Source organism: Saccharospirillum sp. ABV4_185 (genome assembly GCF_056159245.1).
In genome coordinates, this window is record NZ_JBSWUW010000001.1 from 751,404 (window position 1) to 765,871 (window position 14,468).

Here is a 14,468-nt window from a genome sequence, read left to right on the forward strand (position 1 = left end):
GTTCAATCGCCTCCTTGAATACGACGAATGCGATGACGAATAAAGAAGTCCGACGAAGCCACGCAGATCACCAACACCGCCTGAATCAACTGCACCATGGCAAAGGGAATTTGGTAGAACACCTGTAAGCTGCGACCGCCGACAAATAAGGTCGCAATCAACAGGGCCGCGCAGGTCGCGGCGATGGGATTATTCCGCGCTAAAAATGCGATCAAAATGCCGGAAAAACCGTAACCGACATAAAACGAATGCGTCAGCCGGCCTTCCTGACCGGCCGCCACCATGAGCCCAGCGAGACCTGCCAAAGCACCAGAGAACAGTACCGTCAGTAAAATGATTTTTGCCGTCGGCACACCGAGTGCGCGAGCCACACCCGGGCTTTGATCAACGAAGCGCAAATACAAACCCGCCCGCGACAGACTGACGAACCAGAACACGATGACGGCAATAATCAATGCCAATGGAATCGACAGGCTGATGCCACCCAATACATCTGGCAGTAATTCAAAGGCTTCAAATTTGGGCGAATAAGGGAAGGCATCTTTAGGATCTTTCCAGGCTCCATACATCAGATGCAATAGAAAATTAATGGCGACGTAATTGAGCATCAAGGTTGAGACAATTTCGTTGACGCCCAGCTTTAAGCGCAACAAAGCCGGCACCAGCGCCCACAACAAACCGCAGACCAACGCCGCGATAATCATCAGCGGTAAGCGCATCGACGGCGTGCCGACTTCCCACATTGTTATGGCAGTCGCACCGATGGCGCCGAAGATCATCTGACCTTCCAGGCCCAGGTTCCAAAAGCGCGCCCGAAACGCCAGGCAACCGGCTAGGCCGACTAATATTAATGGCGATGCCTGAAAGATAACCGATTGCAGACTTTGTGCATCGAGCAAGGTGTAGAGCACAAATTCGTTGAGTAATTCACCGGCCGGAACACCGGCGGCGACCAGAATCGCACCGGAAATTAACAAGCCGATCAGCAAGGATGCGGACAAGATCAACGCCTGCCAATACCAGGCCATTTGTTGACGAATTTCCAGCGCGAACTTGTAACCTAACAGCGGACGTTTTACAGCAGTTTCAAACATGATTCACCATAGCCTGACCAATGGCCTGACGATCGGCCGGCTGAGAAAACTCCTCGACAATGCGACCGGCAGACATCACCCCAATACGATCGGCCAATGCCAAAACCTCCTCCAGATCTTCACTGATCAACAACACCGCCGCACCCTGATCGCGCGCTGCTTTTAAGCGCTCGCGCACTGCCAGCGTGGCTTTCACATCCAGCCCGCGACTGGGGCTGTGAGCGAACACCAGCCTGGGGGGTTGGCTGAATTCACGGGCGATCACCAGCTTCTGCGCATTACCACCGGAAAGCAGCGCCGCCTTCTGTTTTTGCGAGCGCACGCCTTGCACATCGAACTGCAACACCGCTGCATCGGCGGCTTTTTCGATGGCACTTTGGCGCAGCCACCATGAAGGCCCGTAACGTCCGGAATGAATGTCACCCATGGCAAAGTTATCGGCGATGGATAATGGCCCGGCCAGCGCCGCGCCGTAACGATCAGCGGGAATAGAGGCGATGCCGAGTTGGCGTCGCTGCCCGGCACTGAATTCCGACAGAACGCCTTCGCCAATCCATTCAACCTCGCCGTCGACGGCTTCAGGTAACCCCATCAACACATTGGCCAGTTCACTCTGGCCGTTACCACCGACACCCGCAATGCCATAAATCTCACCCCGGTGCAGTGTTAAGTCGACGCCGTTTAACGGCGGATGACCGTTACTGACCCGGCTGACCAAGTGACGAACCGACAACAAGGCTTCGCCAGGTTCAGTGCTGGCGACAACTGGCTCAGTGCGCGCGGCAGACTCGCCAACGGTCAGCTTCACCAACTCGTCCACCGACACCGAATCGGGCTTTAACGAAGTGATGGTTTGACCGGCGCGCATAATGGTTACCTGATCGGCATAGCGCAGCACATCGTTCATCTTGTGGGTGACCAGAATCACCGCAGCGCCTTCGCGCGCCAGGCCTTGCACCGTCGTCAGCAAGCGCTCGGCTTCGGCTTCGGTAAGCACGGCGGTCGGCTCATCTAGGATCAACACCTTGGCTCCAGCAAGCAGCACCTTGACGATTTCCACGCGCTGTTGTTCGGCAATAGACAACCGGCTGATGCGTGCGTCGGGGTCGATGTTAAAGCCCAGTTTTTCTGCCATGGCCCGGATATCGTCCGAGACCTGGCGCAGCCGCTGACGATGCCAGCCGCTGCGTTGTTGGTGACCGAGATTGAGCAGAATATTCTCAGCCACAGTAAAGGGGGTGACCAGTTTAAAATGCTGGTGCACCATGCCAATGCCGAGCCGGGCTGCCTGTTTTGGGCCCTTTAACTCGACGGCATTATCATCGATCAACAGCGATCCACTTTCCGGCCCGTAAAGCCCCGCCGCTATATTCATCAGCGAGGATTTACCAGCGCCATTCTCACCGAGCAGCGCATGAACCTCACCCCACTTGGCGGTGAAGTCAGCGTCCACCAAAGCGCGAAAGCCATCAAAGGTTTTGCTGACGCCGGTCAGTTGGATCGCGTTGTCTGGCTTCATTGCTGAGTAATCACTCCGTCGACAAACCAATCCATTTGCCACAGATCGCCATCGGAAACCGTTTCGCCTTCAGCGGCAATGACGTTACCGTTTTGATCAGTCAAAGGACCGGCATAAATATCGAGTTCGCCGTTCAGCAGTTTTTCACGCGCCGCCATAATCTTGGCTTCTTCTTCGGCATCGACGCCCGGACCACAGCAGGCGATGTCGGTGCCACCTTCTTGCATCGACAGCAGTGCGCCGTAAGGATTCGGTTCCCAGTTACCGGCAAAGATTTTTTCCAGTTCGTCTTTCAGGAAACGATCCCACACCCAGACCGAAGAACAGACGGTCGCTTGGGGTGCAAACTCGCGGAAGTCACGATGGTGGCCGGTGCCGTAAACGCCGTTCTCCTGCGCCACCAATTGCGGCGTCGGGGTATCAACGTGCTGGCCGATGACATCAGCGCCCTGGTCGATCAATGCCTGAGTCGCAGCGCGTTCTTTGGTCGGGTCGTTCCAGGCACCGGTATAGACCACGGTAACCGTGGCTTCCGGATTCATTTCCCGGGCGCCCATGGCGTAGGCGTTGATGGTCCAGTTGACCTGGCCGAACGGATTGGCGGCAACGAAGCCGAGCTTGCCGGTCGGGGACGCAGCACCGGCAGCCATGCCACACAGATACTGACTTTCATAAGTACGACCATAAAACGCCAAGAGGTTATCGCTGTTGGTGGTACCCGAGCCGTTCAGGAAAGCCACGTCTGGGTATTCTTCAGCCAGGGCGGCAAAGGTGTCGGAATAACCAAAAGCCGTACCGATAATGATGTTGGCGCCGCGTTGAATTAAACGCGCGACAGCCGGGCGAATGGCCGAGGCGGTTTCCGGTACGCTTTCAACATACTGAATCTTCACATCCAGTTCATCTTCGAGTTTCTGGCGGGCTTCGTCGAACGCCTGTGTCCAACCACCGTCGTTAGTCGGTGAGATATACAGCATAGCAATTTTCGGTTCTTCACTCAGGGTAAAGCCTTCGGCAAAACTTAAATTGGCCAGACCAATAAGGCCTGCCAGCACCATAGCGGCGCGGATTGCAAAGTGTTTCATGAGGATGTCCTTTGGGGCGGTTTAGGTTGGCTACATCATGTAGTTGATTCGGAAAACATTGCCTTCCGGGTCCAGCAAAACAGCCTGGTACCAGTGGTAATAAGTTTCGTAAGGCTCCTTAATTAAGGTTGCGCCGGCAGCCACCGCTTTGGGCACGTACTGATCGACTTCTTCCTTGGAATCGACATCAATATTGAGCAAAAACTTGCAGCCCTGAGTGTCGGAGTATTCATCCAGATGCAGCAGTTCATAAGCATCGAGAGCATTAAAACCAATGCAGGATTTACCGGTATCCAGACCGCGAAAAATCGGCGAACGAATCTCCGGGATTTCTTTAAAGCCAAATAAATCCCGATAAAAAACATTCTGTGCTTCGATGTCTTTGGCGAAAACATTGACGTACGACAGCGTGCTCATTCAGGCCACCTCGGTTTTACTGCCACCAAAGGTGGTCTGTTTGACGAACTTGGATTTCAGATGATCACCGGAGGTGACTGGCGGATACTTGGCCTGGCCGTTGGCGTCGAGACAACTCGGCAGACATTCGATAACGGCGTCGTAATTCGGCTGGTGGAAAAACACGATCGACTGACGCGGGTGTTCGGCACTGGCATCGAGCGGTGGATTGACCACCCGGTGCAAGGTGGAAATCCACTGGTCGTTGGTCCAGCGCATCATCAAGTCGCCAATATTGACCGCAAAGCCGCCTTCGACATAGGGCACGTCAACCCAGTCGCCGTTGTGATTGCACGCCTGCAGGCCACCGGGTGAATTGTCCGGGCGGACGATGGTCAGGCTGCCATAGTCGCTGTGTGCGCCAGCGCGCATCTGACCGGGTTCAATCTGATCGCCGACATTCGGATAGCTGAGCGTACGCAGCATGGAGATTTCTTTATCGATTTTGTCATCGAAAAAGTATTCATCGAGCTTTAACGACAGCGCAAAAATACGCATCAGCGAACGCGCCAAATCGCTCATGGCAGAAAAATAGTCGGCGTAAGCCTGTTCAAAACCGGGAATATTCTGTGGCCAGACATTGGGCGCAAAATGCGGCCCGGCGACGTCCAGACTGTGGTAGTCATCGTCTGGCACATCAACCGGACCGATGGAGAAACTTTCTTTTAAATCGCCCGGTGCAGCTTCTTCGAGTGAATAAGACAAACTCTCTTCGGCGACAGCGCTGTAGCCACGCACCATGTCGGCACGCGGCCGGTCTACTTTGCGCTTTTCTGCCATGGGTTGATTGAAAAATTCACGACTTAATTGGTAAACGCGCTCCACCAGTTTTTCATCAATACCGTGATTAACGATGACCAGAAAACCAATGTCTTTACAGGCCTGATCAACCGCTTGAGCGACCTGCTGTTTGCCCGCTTCGGTGCCGTCGAAATAGGGCGCCAAATCGATGGTGGGTACCTGCTCTAACTTCGTCATGTTGTTTGCCCTCGAATGACTTCAGTTCACAGCGAGGCCATGCAACCCATCCCTTTTGGCTGAGTGCTCGCTCGGGATTGGGCAGAGCAGTAAGCGTGCCAATAATTAAATTGCAATAAAAACAAGGAGTTATTTTTGGCGGGAACAATGATGTGGATCAAATGGTCCAAATTAGAGCTTATGGTCTGCTCGAAGGCACGAATTGGGGGCAAAGATGTTCGATAGTGACGAGGATAGTCAGTCGGACTTTTCAGCCAACTGCAATAAATGCCGGGCGTGATTGGCAACGGCGGTGCGTAACTCAGCCGGCTTTTCAATGCGGAAATCGATCGATAGCGAACAGAGTGACACCGCCAGCCATTCCAGGTTGGGCGTGCAGGTGCGTAACAGCAGGCCAGCTTCGGTGGGAATATAAACACCACCAAACCAACCCAACTGACGTGACACACTTTGTGATTGGGTATAGAGCATAATTTCGATGTCCCAGAGATTTTCCTGACCGGCAAACAAACCTTTTAGGCTGTCCGACAGATAACGGGCGGCATCGAAATCGGCGGGTCGTAAAAAGCTTTCCGGCAAAGCGCTGACACTGGTGACGCGATCCAGCCGGAACGAGCGCAGGTCCTTGCGCAGATGGCAATAGCCACTGACGTACCAGTAGCCGGTGCGAAACACCAAGCCATAAGGATCCACATCACGCAGGGAGACCTCGCCATCAACGCTGCAATACGTCAGACGCACGCGTTGTTGTGCCAGGGAAGTTTCCGTCAGGGTAATAAAAACACCTTCGTCGATATCGATCCGCGCCGGCGCGCGCGCCATCTGAGTGGTTTCGCCAATGGCGCGCACCCGCCGCTTCAGGCGTTCGGGCATCACTCTTTCCAACTTGGCGCGCACGCTGGTAACGGCGACTTCGTTTTCCGACAAACCCAATCCAGAAGCCGCGACCAAACCCAGCGCCACGGCCAGGGTTTCTTCATCAGTAAACATCATCGGCGGCAGTTTGAAACCCGCAACCAAAGCATAACCGCCATCACGGCCGCGTTCGGCCACCACCGGCACGCCCATCTCTTCGAGCGTCTGGATATAGCGGCGCACGGTGCGGCCATCGACCTCCAGACGACGCGCCAGTTCGCTGCCACTGAGGCGGCGATGCGTCTGCAACAATTCCAATAGCGCCAGAACTCGGGTGGTGGGACGGGTCATAACAGCCTCCAGAGCGAGGCTGTCAGAGTGACACTGAATTAGGGCGTAATCCAGCCTATTTGACTTTTAAGCTGGTGCTTCCATTCACCCAGCGGAGCGAATATCCATGCGTACCACCCACAACGGCAGTTGTCATTGCGGCGCAGTCCGGTTCGAAGCCGACATCGATCTGAGCGAGGGCAGTGGCAAGTGCAACTGTTCCATCTGCACCAAGACACGCGCCTGGAGTGTCAGCCTGAAGCCCGAGCAGTTTCGCCTGTTATCCGGCGAAGCGGCGCTCAGCGATTACCAGTTTGGCGAGGTGATGCATCACCTGTTTTGCAAACACTGTGGCGTGCGTCCATTCGGCCGCGGCACTTTGGATGTACTGGGTGGTGACTTTGTCAGCGTCAACCTGGCTTGTCTGGATTCGGTCGATGCGAAGCAACTGGCGGAAATTCCGGTGCGTTACAGCGACGGTCGCCACGATAACTGGTTCGAAGCGCCGGCACTGACTCAGTATCTTTAACGGGAGAGTTTTATGTCACACCCATCAAGCTCGCCACTCACCAAACGACGGTTACAAAGCGGCTGGTATCAATGCAGGCAATCGGATACCCAGCGCCAGCTTCACCATTACCGCTTACGCAACCAGCCCATGCCCGGGCTGATTTTATCGATAACGCAGAGAGGACGGTCTGAATGTTAACTGCATTAAACTGGTGGGCTGTGCTCGCCGCCTTCGTACCTTACTTTGTATTGGGCGCGCTCTGGTTTACGGTATTTTTTAATAAGGCCTATCAACAGGCTCTGGGTCGCGGCGCGGATGCGGCTCCGGCAAACGCACCGATTTTTATTATCGGCCCGGCGCTTTGCACCCTGGTCGTCACCGTCGCTATGGCTCTGCTGATGCAGTGGCTGGCGATCAACAGCACGGCTTCGACACTCGCTATTGCGCTCTTGGTTGGCATCGGTTTTTTAGTAGCCAATACAGTAAATATCGCTATCAACCCGAACATACCGAGACCGTTATTTTATAGCCTGATTACCGGCAGCTATCATCTGATAGGTATAACGATGGCGTGTTTTATTTTGTTCGCCTTGAATTAAACGAGATCAGTTTTCGCCACAGCTGACACGCATAGCACGCCATTGGCGGTTGTATTGTACGCCGATGTCATCGCTATACATCATGGCGTAGATCCAGGTAGGGTCGTAACGGTGCACGCCGTTGCGTACGTCATAATGTTTACCCAGTCGCGCTTCGATGGCGCTGCTGGGTAAACCCTTTGCCTGCACACAAAAGTCATAAGCGCGTTCGGCCTGACTGGCCGCCAGTAAATACAAACCCAGCGCCATCACCAGCGCGATTACTAGATACTTCATGCCAGTCCAACATTGTCATTGATTGTTTTAAAAGTAGTCAGGTATTGGCGCCACCGAAACACTGTCGTCGAGTTTGTTTACCATACAGTGGCTGCCAGGCTGCACGCATTCAAAACCGAGTCGGCGATAAAAGGCGGGTTCAATATCGCTATGCAGATAGACCGCCCGAGCCTGATCACGCTCGGCTAACAAATCGACGACCGCGTTAATTAACGCAGTGGCATAACCCTGACCACGCTGGTCGGGCGCGGTGGCAACGGAGCCGATACCATAACAACCGCTGGGCAACTGGTAGCGATTTTTAAAAACAATCAAAGATGCTACCGCTTGGTCTTCTTCATCCCAAACAAACCATTCTCCAGCAGCGTATTTCTCACTGGTACGACAATCGTGTAGATGAGTAGCCTCGTCATCGCCATCACCCCAGGCGTCATAGCCCATCATATAGACTGCATCCATCTCAGCTGATTCCGGCGCTCTGACAGGCATCGGCATGCACTCCTGTTGAGTTAATACTATTCGATCAATACAAAGGAAGATCACTCTGAATCGAATAGTGATCAAAGACGGACAGATGTGCACCCCTTTTGCAAAGAGCGCCAGCGCTTAAACTACCCTTTACCAATGTAACGATAGTACCATCAGCCAAAGCATCCCCATGGCCCCAGGGTCGCCAAGGCTGCAATAACCTTACCGTTGAAATGCTTCAAGGAGAAATCGATGTTACGCCAGATAAGCCTGTTAACGCTTGTGATGTTGGTGCTGGCTGGTTGCGCCACCGGGGGTGGTATGCACAGCCGGGAAAATCGGATGAATATGATCGAATCATCCTATGGCAAGAAATACATTGCAGAAATTCCCAGTGCCGGAAACAACGTCAGCGACTCCTTGCTCGCCACCAGCCTGAAGATGGGGCCTACAGTTCCTTCTGATAACCTGCTGGCACATCTGCAACAGGTGGAGCCGGGGATTCCCACCATCGTCACTTCAGATTCGGATGTGCTTGCCGCCGCTACACTTGAGCGCGCGCTAAAAGACGGCGAAGGTTCCATCGATGGTAAAAAAGTGGTCTTTGTTGGCGGTGCCCAGTTTCAGGAAAACCTGACCGAAGCAGCCAATCAGGCCAATGTTGAGTTGGAATTTCTGGTTATTCCTGAGTCCTAACTGCTGATCAATTACCTAAAACCGGGGCGCCTGCGCAAACCACTACCCTTGGCGCCCCACTGATTGTTTTGTCTTATAGTGATTATTGAGGCTAACGATATGCATATCGCCGAACCATTGATCTGGGGAAGCGGACTGCGTCGCTTCGAAGTCTTTCTCGAGCCCACCTGCCCGTTTTCGGTTAAAGCCTTTAATAAACTGGACGCATTATTAGCGCACGCTGGCAGTGATCAGATCCGTGTGCAAATCTGGTTGCAGTCACAGCCCTGGCACTTATTTTCCGGTGTTATTGTGCGCGCTGTGCTGGCGGCTTCGACGCTCGACAACGGCCGCGACCAGGCCCAAAAAGTATTGCAGGCGGTGGCCGATCATCGCGAAGAGTTCGAATTCGAACATCATTGTGTGGGCCCGAATCGTGATGCCACACCCAATGATATTCTGGCGCGATTGGAAACTTACAGCGGCGTTAAATTAACCGCCGCTTTTGAACAGCACGATCTCGATCAACTGATCAAGCGGCACTGCAAATACGCGCGCCAAAACGGCATCCATGTATCGCCGACCTTTATGGTCGATGGTCTGGTGCAACCCGCGATGGGCAGTGGCGACAGCGTCGAAGAATGGGCTCAGGCAATGGTTGGCTAAGACGATTATTGTTCAGTCATCGCCAGCTTTACCCCCAGCGCCGCAAAGCTACCAGCAAAGATTTTTTGCAACACCACACCAGCGCGCTGGGATTGCGTCACCCACTGGCGGAATTGATTGGCAAGCAGTCCATAGCCGATAAAGATCACTAGCGTCATCAGCATAAAGGCGCCGCCGAGCAGCAGCATTTGTATCAACGGCTGGCCTGCCTCGGGCTGCACAAATTGCGGCATAAAGGCGAGGAAGAAAATGGACAGCTTCGGATTGAGGATGTTGATCAGCAGTCCTTTCAAGGCCACTGACAAGGCGCCTTTTTCAGGACCACCTTCAGCGACGCTCATCGGTCCGCTGGAGCGCCACATCGTCCAGGCCAGATACAACAGATAAATCACCCCGGCGTACTTGATGATCTGAAACGCCAGCACACTGGTGTGAAAGATCACCGCCAGGCCAAGCACACTGGCGAGCAACGGCGGCACGATGCCCAGTGTACAACCGGCCGCCGCATAGAAGCTGGCACGACGGTTAACAAACAGCCCGGTGGCGACGGTGTAAAGTACGCCGGTGCCGGGAATCAGCACCACAACAAGAGAGGTCAGTAGGAATTCAACGCTGATCATCATCATCTCGCTTTCATAGACGCAGCGTGTCAAAGCTGACCTTTGGCACGGCTTGCGCTGACCATTGACGACCCCATAACAGGGCCAAGTTCGTATCCCATCTTATAGCGGGATTCGCCAACCGCCCAGTTTTGGAGCTCTTATGACTGCCTTTTCCGTCCTTGATCTTGCGCCCATCACCGAAGGTTCCGATGTGCGCCAGGCGCTGCACAACAGCCGCGACCTCGCCCGCCACGTTGAACAACTCGGTTACACCCGTTTTTGGATGGCCGAACACCATAATATGACCGGCATCGCCAGCGCCGCGACCTCGGTTGCGCTCGGCTTCGTTGCCGAAGGCACCGAACGCATTCGCATTGGCTCCGGCGGTGTCATGCTGCCCAACCACTCACCGCTGGTGATCGCCGAACAATATGGCACTTTGGCCGAGCTGTATCCGGGTCGGGTCGATCTGGGTCTGGGCCGCGCTCCGGGCACCGATGGCGCCACCATGCAGGCAATGCGTCGTGACCCCATGTCGGCCGCCGATCGTTTCCCCGATGATGTGCAGGAATTGCTGGCCTATCTGGAACCGTTGCAGGAAGGCCAGCGCATCAAGGCGATTCCCGGCGCAGGTACGCGCATTCCTATCTGGCTGCTTGGCTCCAGTCTGTATTCGGCGCAACTGGCGGCGGCTTTGGGTCTGCCCTTCGCGTTCGCCTCGCATTTCGCGCCGGACATGCTCGACCAGGCGCTGGCGATTTATCGCGAACGCTTCCAGCCTTCGGCTTATCTGGACAAACCTTATTGCGCGGCTGCGGCCAATCTGTTCGCCGCCGATACTGACGCCGAAGGCGAACGGCTGAAGACGTCGATGATGCAACAGTTTGTCGCGCTGCGCCGAGGCACACCGGGCAAGATGCCGCCGCCGGTCGATGACCTGGACAGCATCGGTTCGCCGATGGAACGCATGCAAGTGGAGCACGCTCTGGTGGAATCTGCGGTGGGTTCACCGCAGAGCGTTCGGCGCTGGCTGGCGGCCTTTATCAGCCGCACCCAGGTCGATGAGGTGATTTTAACCGGGCCGATCTTTGATCACGCCGCCCGGCTGAAATCGTACAGCATCGGCGCTGAAGCGATGCGGGGGCTATAAGACTGAAGCGCCTATCAATAAAAAAGACCGACAGCGCTCACACTCTGCCGGTCTTTTTAGGGTGTTTCTTAATCAACGATACCTAGCGGAAGAACATACCGGTAATCCGTTTATTATCGGCCTGGTCACCGATCCATACCACCATGGCTTTGCCGTTCCTATCCATTGCAATCTGGGGCTCAGGATCGTAATTAAAAAAGTATTCAGTGTTCAGGCTGTCACCTATTTGGCTATCACGCAAGGAGATCCAAGTCGGTATCGTTTTACCATTCGGATAAACCAAATCAACAAGCGCCTTACCCAACACTCGATAACCTTGATAACCTGCTTCTGGGATTAACTCAGACCAGACCACCATGGCTTCGCCATTGTCTCGTATGACGACCTGGGGACGGCGTATATTTTTTGTTCCATCACCGGGGCCAGCATCGCCCAATTTTCTGGGGTTACCCCAGGCATCTGCTGAAGGATCATAAACAGCCGCAAAAACCGATTGCTCTTTATTCCATTCATCCTGCAACCACACAGCGATGGCACGGCCGCTATCCGACACTGCTATTGCTGGCCGATAGGCAGAACGAGTATTAAGGCTCAGGTCTTGACCTGCACTCCACTGACCAACCCCAAGCACATATCGACTGGTTCGGATCACTACTTTGCCATCGTTGGCACCGCCAATATTGAGATGCTCCCATATCGCCATTGCCTGGTTATTATTGTTGATAGCCACCTTGGGATGCCCCATTTCGGCGCTGACATTGTCCAGCGTACCTGCCGTCTTCTGCATGAAATCGAGTGACCGGGTACCCAACCAGTCCTTCTGATCGCCTTTGCCATAATACACATCGGCGTATATGCCATAACCGCTGTTGTCCGGCTTACTTTGTTGCCACACAACAACGGCATTATTCTGATTATCTACTGCAACATGCGGATCTTTCGTCGGGTGTTGCGGGTATACAGAGTCTAACCACCCAACCGGGTCCCAATCGGTCGCATTGTCCGCTAAATTCTGACGACGCACGCCAACTCGCTCTGCACTGTTCTCGTCGGCTGAATAGTAACTGCCCCAGACCGCGAAAACCTCACTGCCACTGCGCTGTTTGCTGATGGCCACCTGTGGGACGCTGAAAGTGGTACCGGGATCCGCAGCCATATAAATAGAAGGCGGCGGCGATGAACCATCTTGGAGCAGTCGCCTTGACATAATTCGCCGCCCAAAGGGACCTTTACCCGCCGGCCGGTGCGGTTCACTCCAGACCATAACAGAGTTACCCTCTTTATCCGTCGCTATCTGGGAGCCATATGTGTCTTGATCTGTACTGAACCCGGATTGTTCTTCACGGAACAAGGGTCCCCTAGTAGCATTAGGTATATTAATGGCCCTTGCCATCTGCCAAGATGTAACTTTCTTAGGGCCCCAATAATTATTTTGTAAGCGCCATATTACATGGCCCAAGCCATTCTCCCCCACAGACACCCTCGGTTCTATGCGATAGAAATATTCTTCACCTGTGGAGTGCGGCACTTCGAATTCATCAACAATAAATTCATGACTCCAACTGCGGCAATAAATTGCCACGCTTTCAGAATTATAGTCTTCCACCCGACCCGTAGCCCCTTTCTGAATTTCGCAAAGCTGGTTTTGGGGCATGGCTTCAATAGCGAGCTTATAGCGGGCGGATTTAGAGACTTCCTTCTCGTCAAAGTTAAATCGAACCACATTATTGAGGTCTGAATTGATCGAGAGTGACTCTGATATCACGAAAAAATCTGATGAAGATTGGTCTTCAAACGCGAGTTGCAGCTTCAAACCATCATTCTTTAAACCCGTGACGTCCCCTGATAACGACAGCGTCGTAGCAGTAGCAGATAGTTTACAGGTGACATTGAGCTCATTGAGATTAAAGGTTGTGATAGTACCTTCATTATTCTTGATATCGCATTCAAGGGTATTGGGTACTGACATTGCCTGTATCACAACTTTATAGTGACTACCAAAGGCAATGGCCGGGTTGAATTCATAGCGATTATTTTCAACGACCGGTGAGTAGCCCTGGGTTACACTACCAACAGTCAACTCAAGTTTCAGCGGGTTCCCCCCCAAACCGGTAACCGAGCCACCCAGTACAATATCGTGGCAACTGATATCAACAGTCACATTAGCTGAGCCCACGGTGTCAGTCACACTGCCGGCACCGCCAATCTCACAATAATAGCCTAGCGTGGTCTGATCCACGGTAATGGTGTATTGGCTACCAGTGAACAGCTTGGCATCAAAGGTAAGGCCACTGCTGCCGACGTCCTTTATCTCCGGACTGCCATCCAAGCTCGGCGAATCCAACGTCACGCTGACCTGACTGCCCAAGCTCTCCAACCCACTCACCGCGATTTTGATACTGTATTCAGGCTTGCACTCTACTGTGACGATGATCACGCTGGCACTGCTCACCGTACCGTCGCCACCTCCAATAACCGAACATTGATAGCCCGCAGGGGATTGACTCAGGGTCACTGTATATTCGCTACCTCCCGCAAGGTCCGCACCAAAGGTGGAGCTCTCATTGGCAAAACTCTGAGTCACCGAACCTTCACTAAGGCCAGACGATTTCAACTCCAGACTGACCTGCTTATCTGCACCCAGTCCATCCACCGCAACGCCGATACTGTATCGGTTTTGGCTGCAGCTCACTTTAACCGAGGTCAATTCATCCGCATTTACGGTACCGCTGCCACCCGCAGTAATGTCGCATTGGTATTCCGACAGGGGCAGCACGGTAACGATGTAGTTGTTTCCTATCGTGAGGCTCGCGTTAAAGGTGGAGTCACCATTGCTGAAGTTCTGTACCACGGGACTTTCATCCAGGCTCGGCGCTTCCAGCTGCAAACTCACTTGGATGCCTGCGGCCAGCCCATCGACAGTGACGCCAAGCTTGTAAGGTATTAGGCTGCACTCCACGTGAACTGCTACGTCCTTACCGTCCACCACTCCACTACCGTCCTCAACGGTGCATTCATAGCCTTCCGGCGAGAGAGATACCGTCACATTGTATGAGTTCCCATCAGGGACTTTACTGTTAAAGCTAAAGCCCGGTTCTCCAGCGGGAATGGTCAGTTGCTCTTCACCGTTTAACAGCACAAGGCCCGTTGCATCGGCAGGCAGCCCATTCACCACACCACCAATCACGTAACTTTTCACTTCTT

The 14,468-nt window shown here is 53.7% G+C and carries 15 protein-coding genes; 5 read left to right on the forward strand and 10 right to left on the reverse strand.

The annotated features are described in order from the left end of the window. Positions 1-2: 2 nt before the first annotated feature. From ACXAE6_RS03275 to ACXAE6_RS03300, 6 genes are all read right to left on the reverse strand, one after another. Positions 3-1,094: an ABC transporter permease gene (locus ACXAE6_RS03275; protein WP_475144454.1), complete on the reverse strand. Its 1,092-nt coding sequence runs from the start codon at positions 1,092-1,094 to the stop codon at positions 3-5. After that, positions 1,087-2,613: an ABC transporter ATP-binding protein gene (locus tag ACXAE6_RS03280; protein WP_475144458.1), complete on the reverse strand. Its 1,527-nt coding sequence runs from the start codon at positions 2,611-2,613 to the stop codon at positions 1,087-1,089. Before ACXAE6_RS03280 ends, ACXAE6_RS03275 begins: the two co-directional genes overlap by 8 nt. Then, positions 2,610-3,698 carry a BMP family ABC transporter substrate-binding protein gene (locus tag ACXAE6_RS03285; RefSeq protein ID WP_475144461.1) on the reverse strand — a complete coding sequence of 363 codons (1,089 nt, stop codon included), beginning with the start codon at positions 3,696-3,698 and terminating at the stop codon, positions 2,610-2,612. The genes ACXAE6_RS03280 and ACXAE6_RS03285 overlap by 4 nt, the downstream gene beginning before the upstream one ends. A gap of 30 nt (positions 3,699-3,728) precedes the next feature. Next, positions 3,729-4,115, reverse strand: a complete 387-nt coding sequence (locus tag ACXAE6_RS03290) for a VOC family protein (protein WP_475144464.1) — start codon at positions 4,113-4,115, stop codon at positions 3,729-3,731. Continuing rightward, complete coding sequence (locus ACXAE6_RS03295) at positions 4,116-5,132, reverse strand: isopenicillin N synthase family dioxygenase (RefSeq protein WP_475144468.1); 1,017 nt, start codon at positions 5,130-5,132, stop codon at positions 4,116-4,118. Between the two features lie 237 nt (positions 5,133-5,369). Next, positions 5,370-6,338, reverse strand: a complete 969-nt coding sequence (locus ACXAE6_RS03300) for a helix-turn-helix transcriptional regulator (protein WP_475144471.1) — start codon at positions 6,336-6,338, stop codon at positions 5,370-5,372. 106 nt (positions 6,339-6,444) lie between these two features. Between ACXAE6_RS03300 and ACXAE6_RS03305 the strand changes: the two genes are divergently transcribed. Continuing rightward, positions 6,445-6,846: a GFA family protein gene (locus tag ACXAE6_RS03305; RefSeq protein ID WP_475144473.1), complete on the forward strand. Its 402-nt coding sequence runs from the start codon at positions 6,445-6,447 to the stop codon at positions 6,844-6,846. A 173-nt stretch (positions 6,847-7,019) separates the two neighbouring features. Continuing rightward, positions 7,020-7,427 carry a DUF1761 domain-containing protein gene (locus ACXAE6_RS03310; RefSeq protein WP_475144476.1) on the forward strand — a complete coding sequence of 136 codons (408 nt, stop codon included), beginning with the start codon at positions 7,020-7,022 and terminating at the stop codon, positions 7,425-7,427. 6 nt (positions 7,428-7,433) lie between these two features. Here ACXAE6_RS03310 and ACXAE6_RS03315 read toward each other — a convergent pair whose 3' ends face one another. Then, complete coding sequence (locus ACXAE6_RS03315) at positions 7,434-7,703, reverse strand: hypothetical protein (protein WP_475144480.1); 270 nt, start codon at positions 7,701-7,703, stop codon at positions 7,434-7,436. A 27-nt stretch (positions 7,704-7,730) separates the two neighbouring features. After that, positions 7,731-8,192, reverse strand: coding sequence for a GNAT family N-acetyltransferase (locus tag ACXAE6_RS03320; RefSeq protein ID WP_475144482.1), 462 nt, complete (start codon positions 8,190-8,192; stop codon positions 7,731-7,733). Positions 8,193-8,423: 231 nt separating this feature from the next. Between ACXAE6_RS03320 and ACXAE6_RS03325 the strand changes: the two genes are divergently transcribed. After that, entirely contained in the window at positions 8,424-8,867 is a 444-nt protein-coding gene (locus tag ACXAE6_RS03325) for a hypothetical protein (protein ID WP_475144485.1), read from the forward strand. Between the two features lie 99 nt (positions 8,868-8,966). Further along, the gene (locus ACXAE6_RS03330; protein ID WP_475144488.1) at positions 8,967-9,512 is read left to right on the forward strand and encodes a DsbA family protein; all 546 of its coding nucleotides are present in this window, start codon (positions 8,967-8,969) and stop codon (positions 9,510-9,512) included. 5 nt (positions 9,513-9,517) lie between these two features. Here the strand turns inward: ACXAE6_RS03330 and ACXAE6_RS03335 are convergent, their stop codons facing one another. Continuing rightward, entirely contained in the window at positions 9,518-10,138 is a 621-nt protein-coding gene (locus ACXAE6_RS03335) for a LysE family translocator (protein WP_475144492.1), read from the reverse strand. 136 nt (positions 10,139-10,274) lie between these two features. Between ACXAE6_RS03335 and ACXAE6_RS03340 the strand changes: the two genes are divergently transcribed. Continuing rightward, positions 10,275-11,264 carry an LLM class flavin-dependent oxidoreductase gene (locus ACXAE6_RS03340; RefSeq protein WP_475144494.1) on the forward strand — a complete coding sequence of 330 codons (990 nt, stop codon included), beginning with the start codon at positions 10,275-10,277 and terminating at the stop codon, positions 11,262-11,264. 82 nt (positions 11,265-11,346) lie between these two features. On the opposite strand, the gene ACXAE6_RS03345 is transcribed toward ACXAE6_RS03340, so the two are convergent. After that, a complete protein-coding gene (locus ACXAE6_RS03345) occupies positions 11,347-14,463 on the reverse strand; it encodes a hypothetical protein (protein WP_475144497.1) in 3,117 nt (1,038 codons plus the stop codon). Positions 14,464-14,468 lie beyond the last annotated feature (5 nt).

What these genes read in the sequence shown, in the direction of transcription:
- ACXAE6_RS03275 (WP_475144454.1), bottom strand. Translation starts at nt 1,094, where the DNA reads ATGTTTGAAACTGCTGTAAAACGTCCGCTGTTAGGTTACAAGTTCGCG.
- ACXAE6_RS03280 (WP_475144458.1), bottom strand. Translation starts at nt 2,613, where the DNA reads ATGAAGCCAGACAACGCGATCCAACTGACCGGCGTCAGCAAAACCTTT.
- ACXAE6_RS03285 (WP_475144461.1), bottom strand. Translation starts at nt 3,698, where the DNA reads ATGAAACACTTTGCAATCCGCGCCGCTATGGTGCTGGCAGGCCTTATT.
- ACXAE6_RS03290 (WP_475144464.1), bottom strand. Translation starts at nt 4,115, where the DNA reads ATGAGCACGCTGTCGTACGTCAATGTTTTCGCCAAAGACATCGAAGCA.
- ACXAE6_RS03295 (WP_475144468.1), bottom strand. Translation starts at nt 5,132, where the DNA reads ATGACGAAGTTAGAGCAGGTACCCACCATCGATTTGGCGCCCTATTTC.
- ACXAE6_RS03300 (WP_475144471.1), bottom strand. Translation starts at nt 6,338, where the DNA reads ATGACCCGTCCCACCACCCGAGTTCTGGCGCTATTGGAATTGTTGCAG.
- ACXAE6_RS03305 (WP_475144473.1), top strand. Translation starts at nt 6,445, where the DNA reads ATGCGTACCACCCACAACGGCAGTTGTCATTGCGGCGCAGTCCGGTTC.
- ACXAE6_RS03310 (WP_475144476.1), top strand. Translation starts at nt 7,020, where the DNA reads ATGTTAACTGCATTAAACTGGTGGGCTGTGCTCGCCGCCTTCGTACCT.
- ACXAE6_RS03315 (WP_475144480.1), bottom strand. Translation starts at nt 7,703, where the DNA reads ATGAAGTATCTAGTAATCGCGCTGGTGATGGCGCTGGGTTTGTATTTA.
- ACXAE6_RS03320 (WP_475144482.1), bottom strand. Translation starts at nt 8,192, where the DNA reads ATGCCTGTCAGAGCGCCGGAATCAGCTGAGATGGATGCAGTCTATATG.
- ACXAE6_RS03325 (WP_475144485.1), top strand. Translation starts at nt 8,424, where the DNA reads ATGTTACGCCAGATAAGCCTGTTAACGCTTGTGATGTTGGTGCTGGCT.
- ACXAE6_RS03330 (WP_475144488.1), top strand. Translation starts at nt 8,967, where the DNA reads ATGCATATCGCCGAACCATTGATCTGGGGAAGCGGACTGCGTCGCTTC.
- ACXAE6_RS03335 (WP_475144492.1), bottom strand. Translation starts at nt 10,138, where the DNA reads ATGATGATGATCAGCGTTGAATTCCTACTGACCTCTCTTGTTGTGGTG.
- ACXAE6_RS03340 (WP_475144494.1), top strand. Translation starts at nt 10,275, where the DNA reads ATGACTGCCTTTTCCGTCCTTGATCTTGCGCCCATCACCGAAGGTTCC.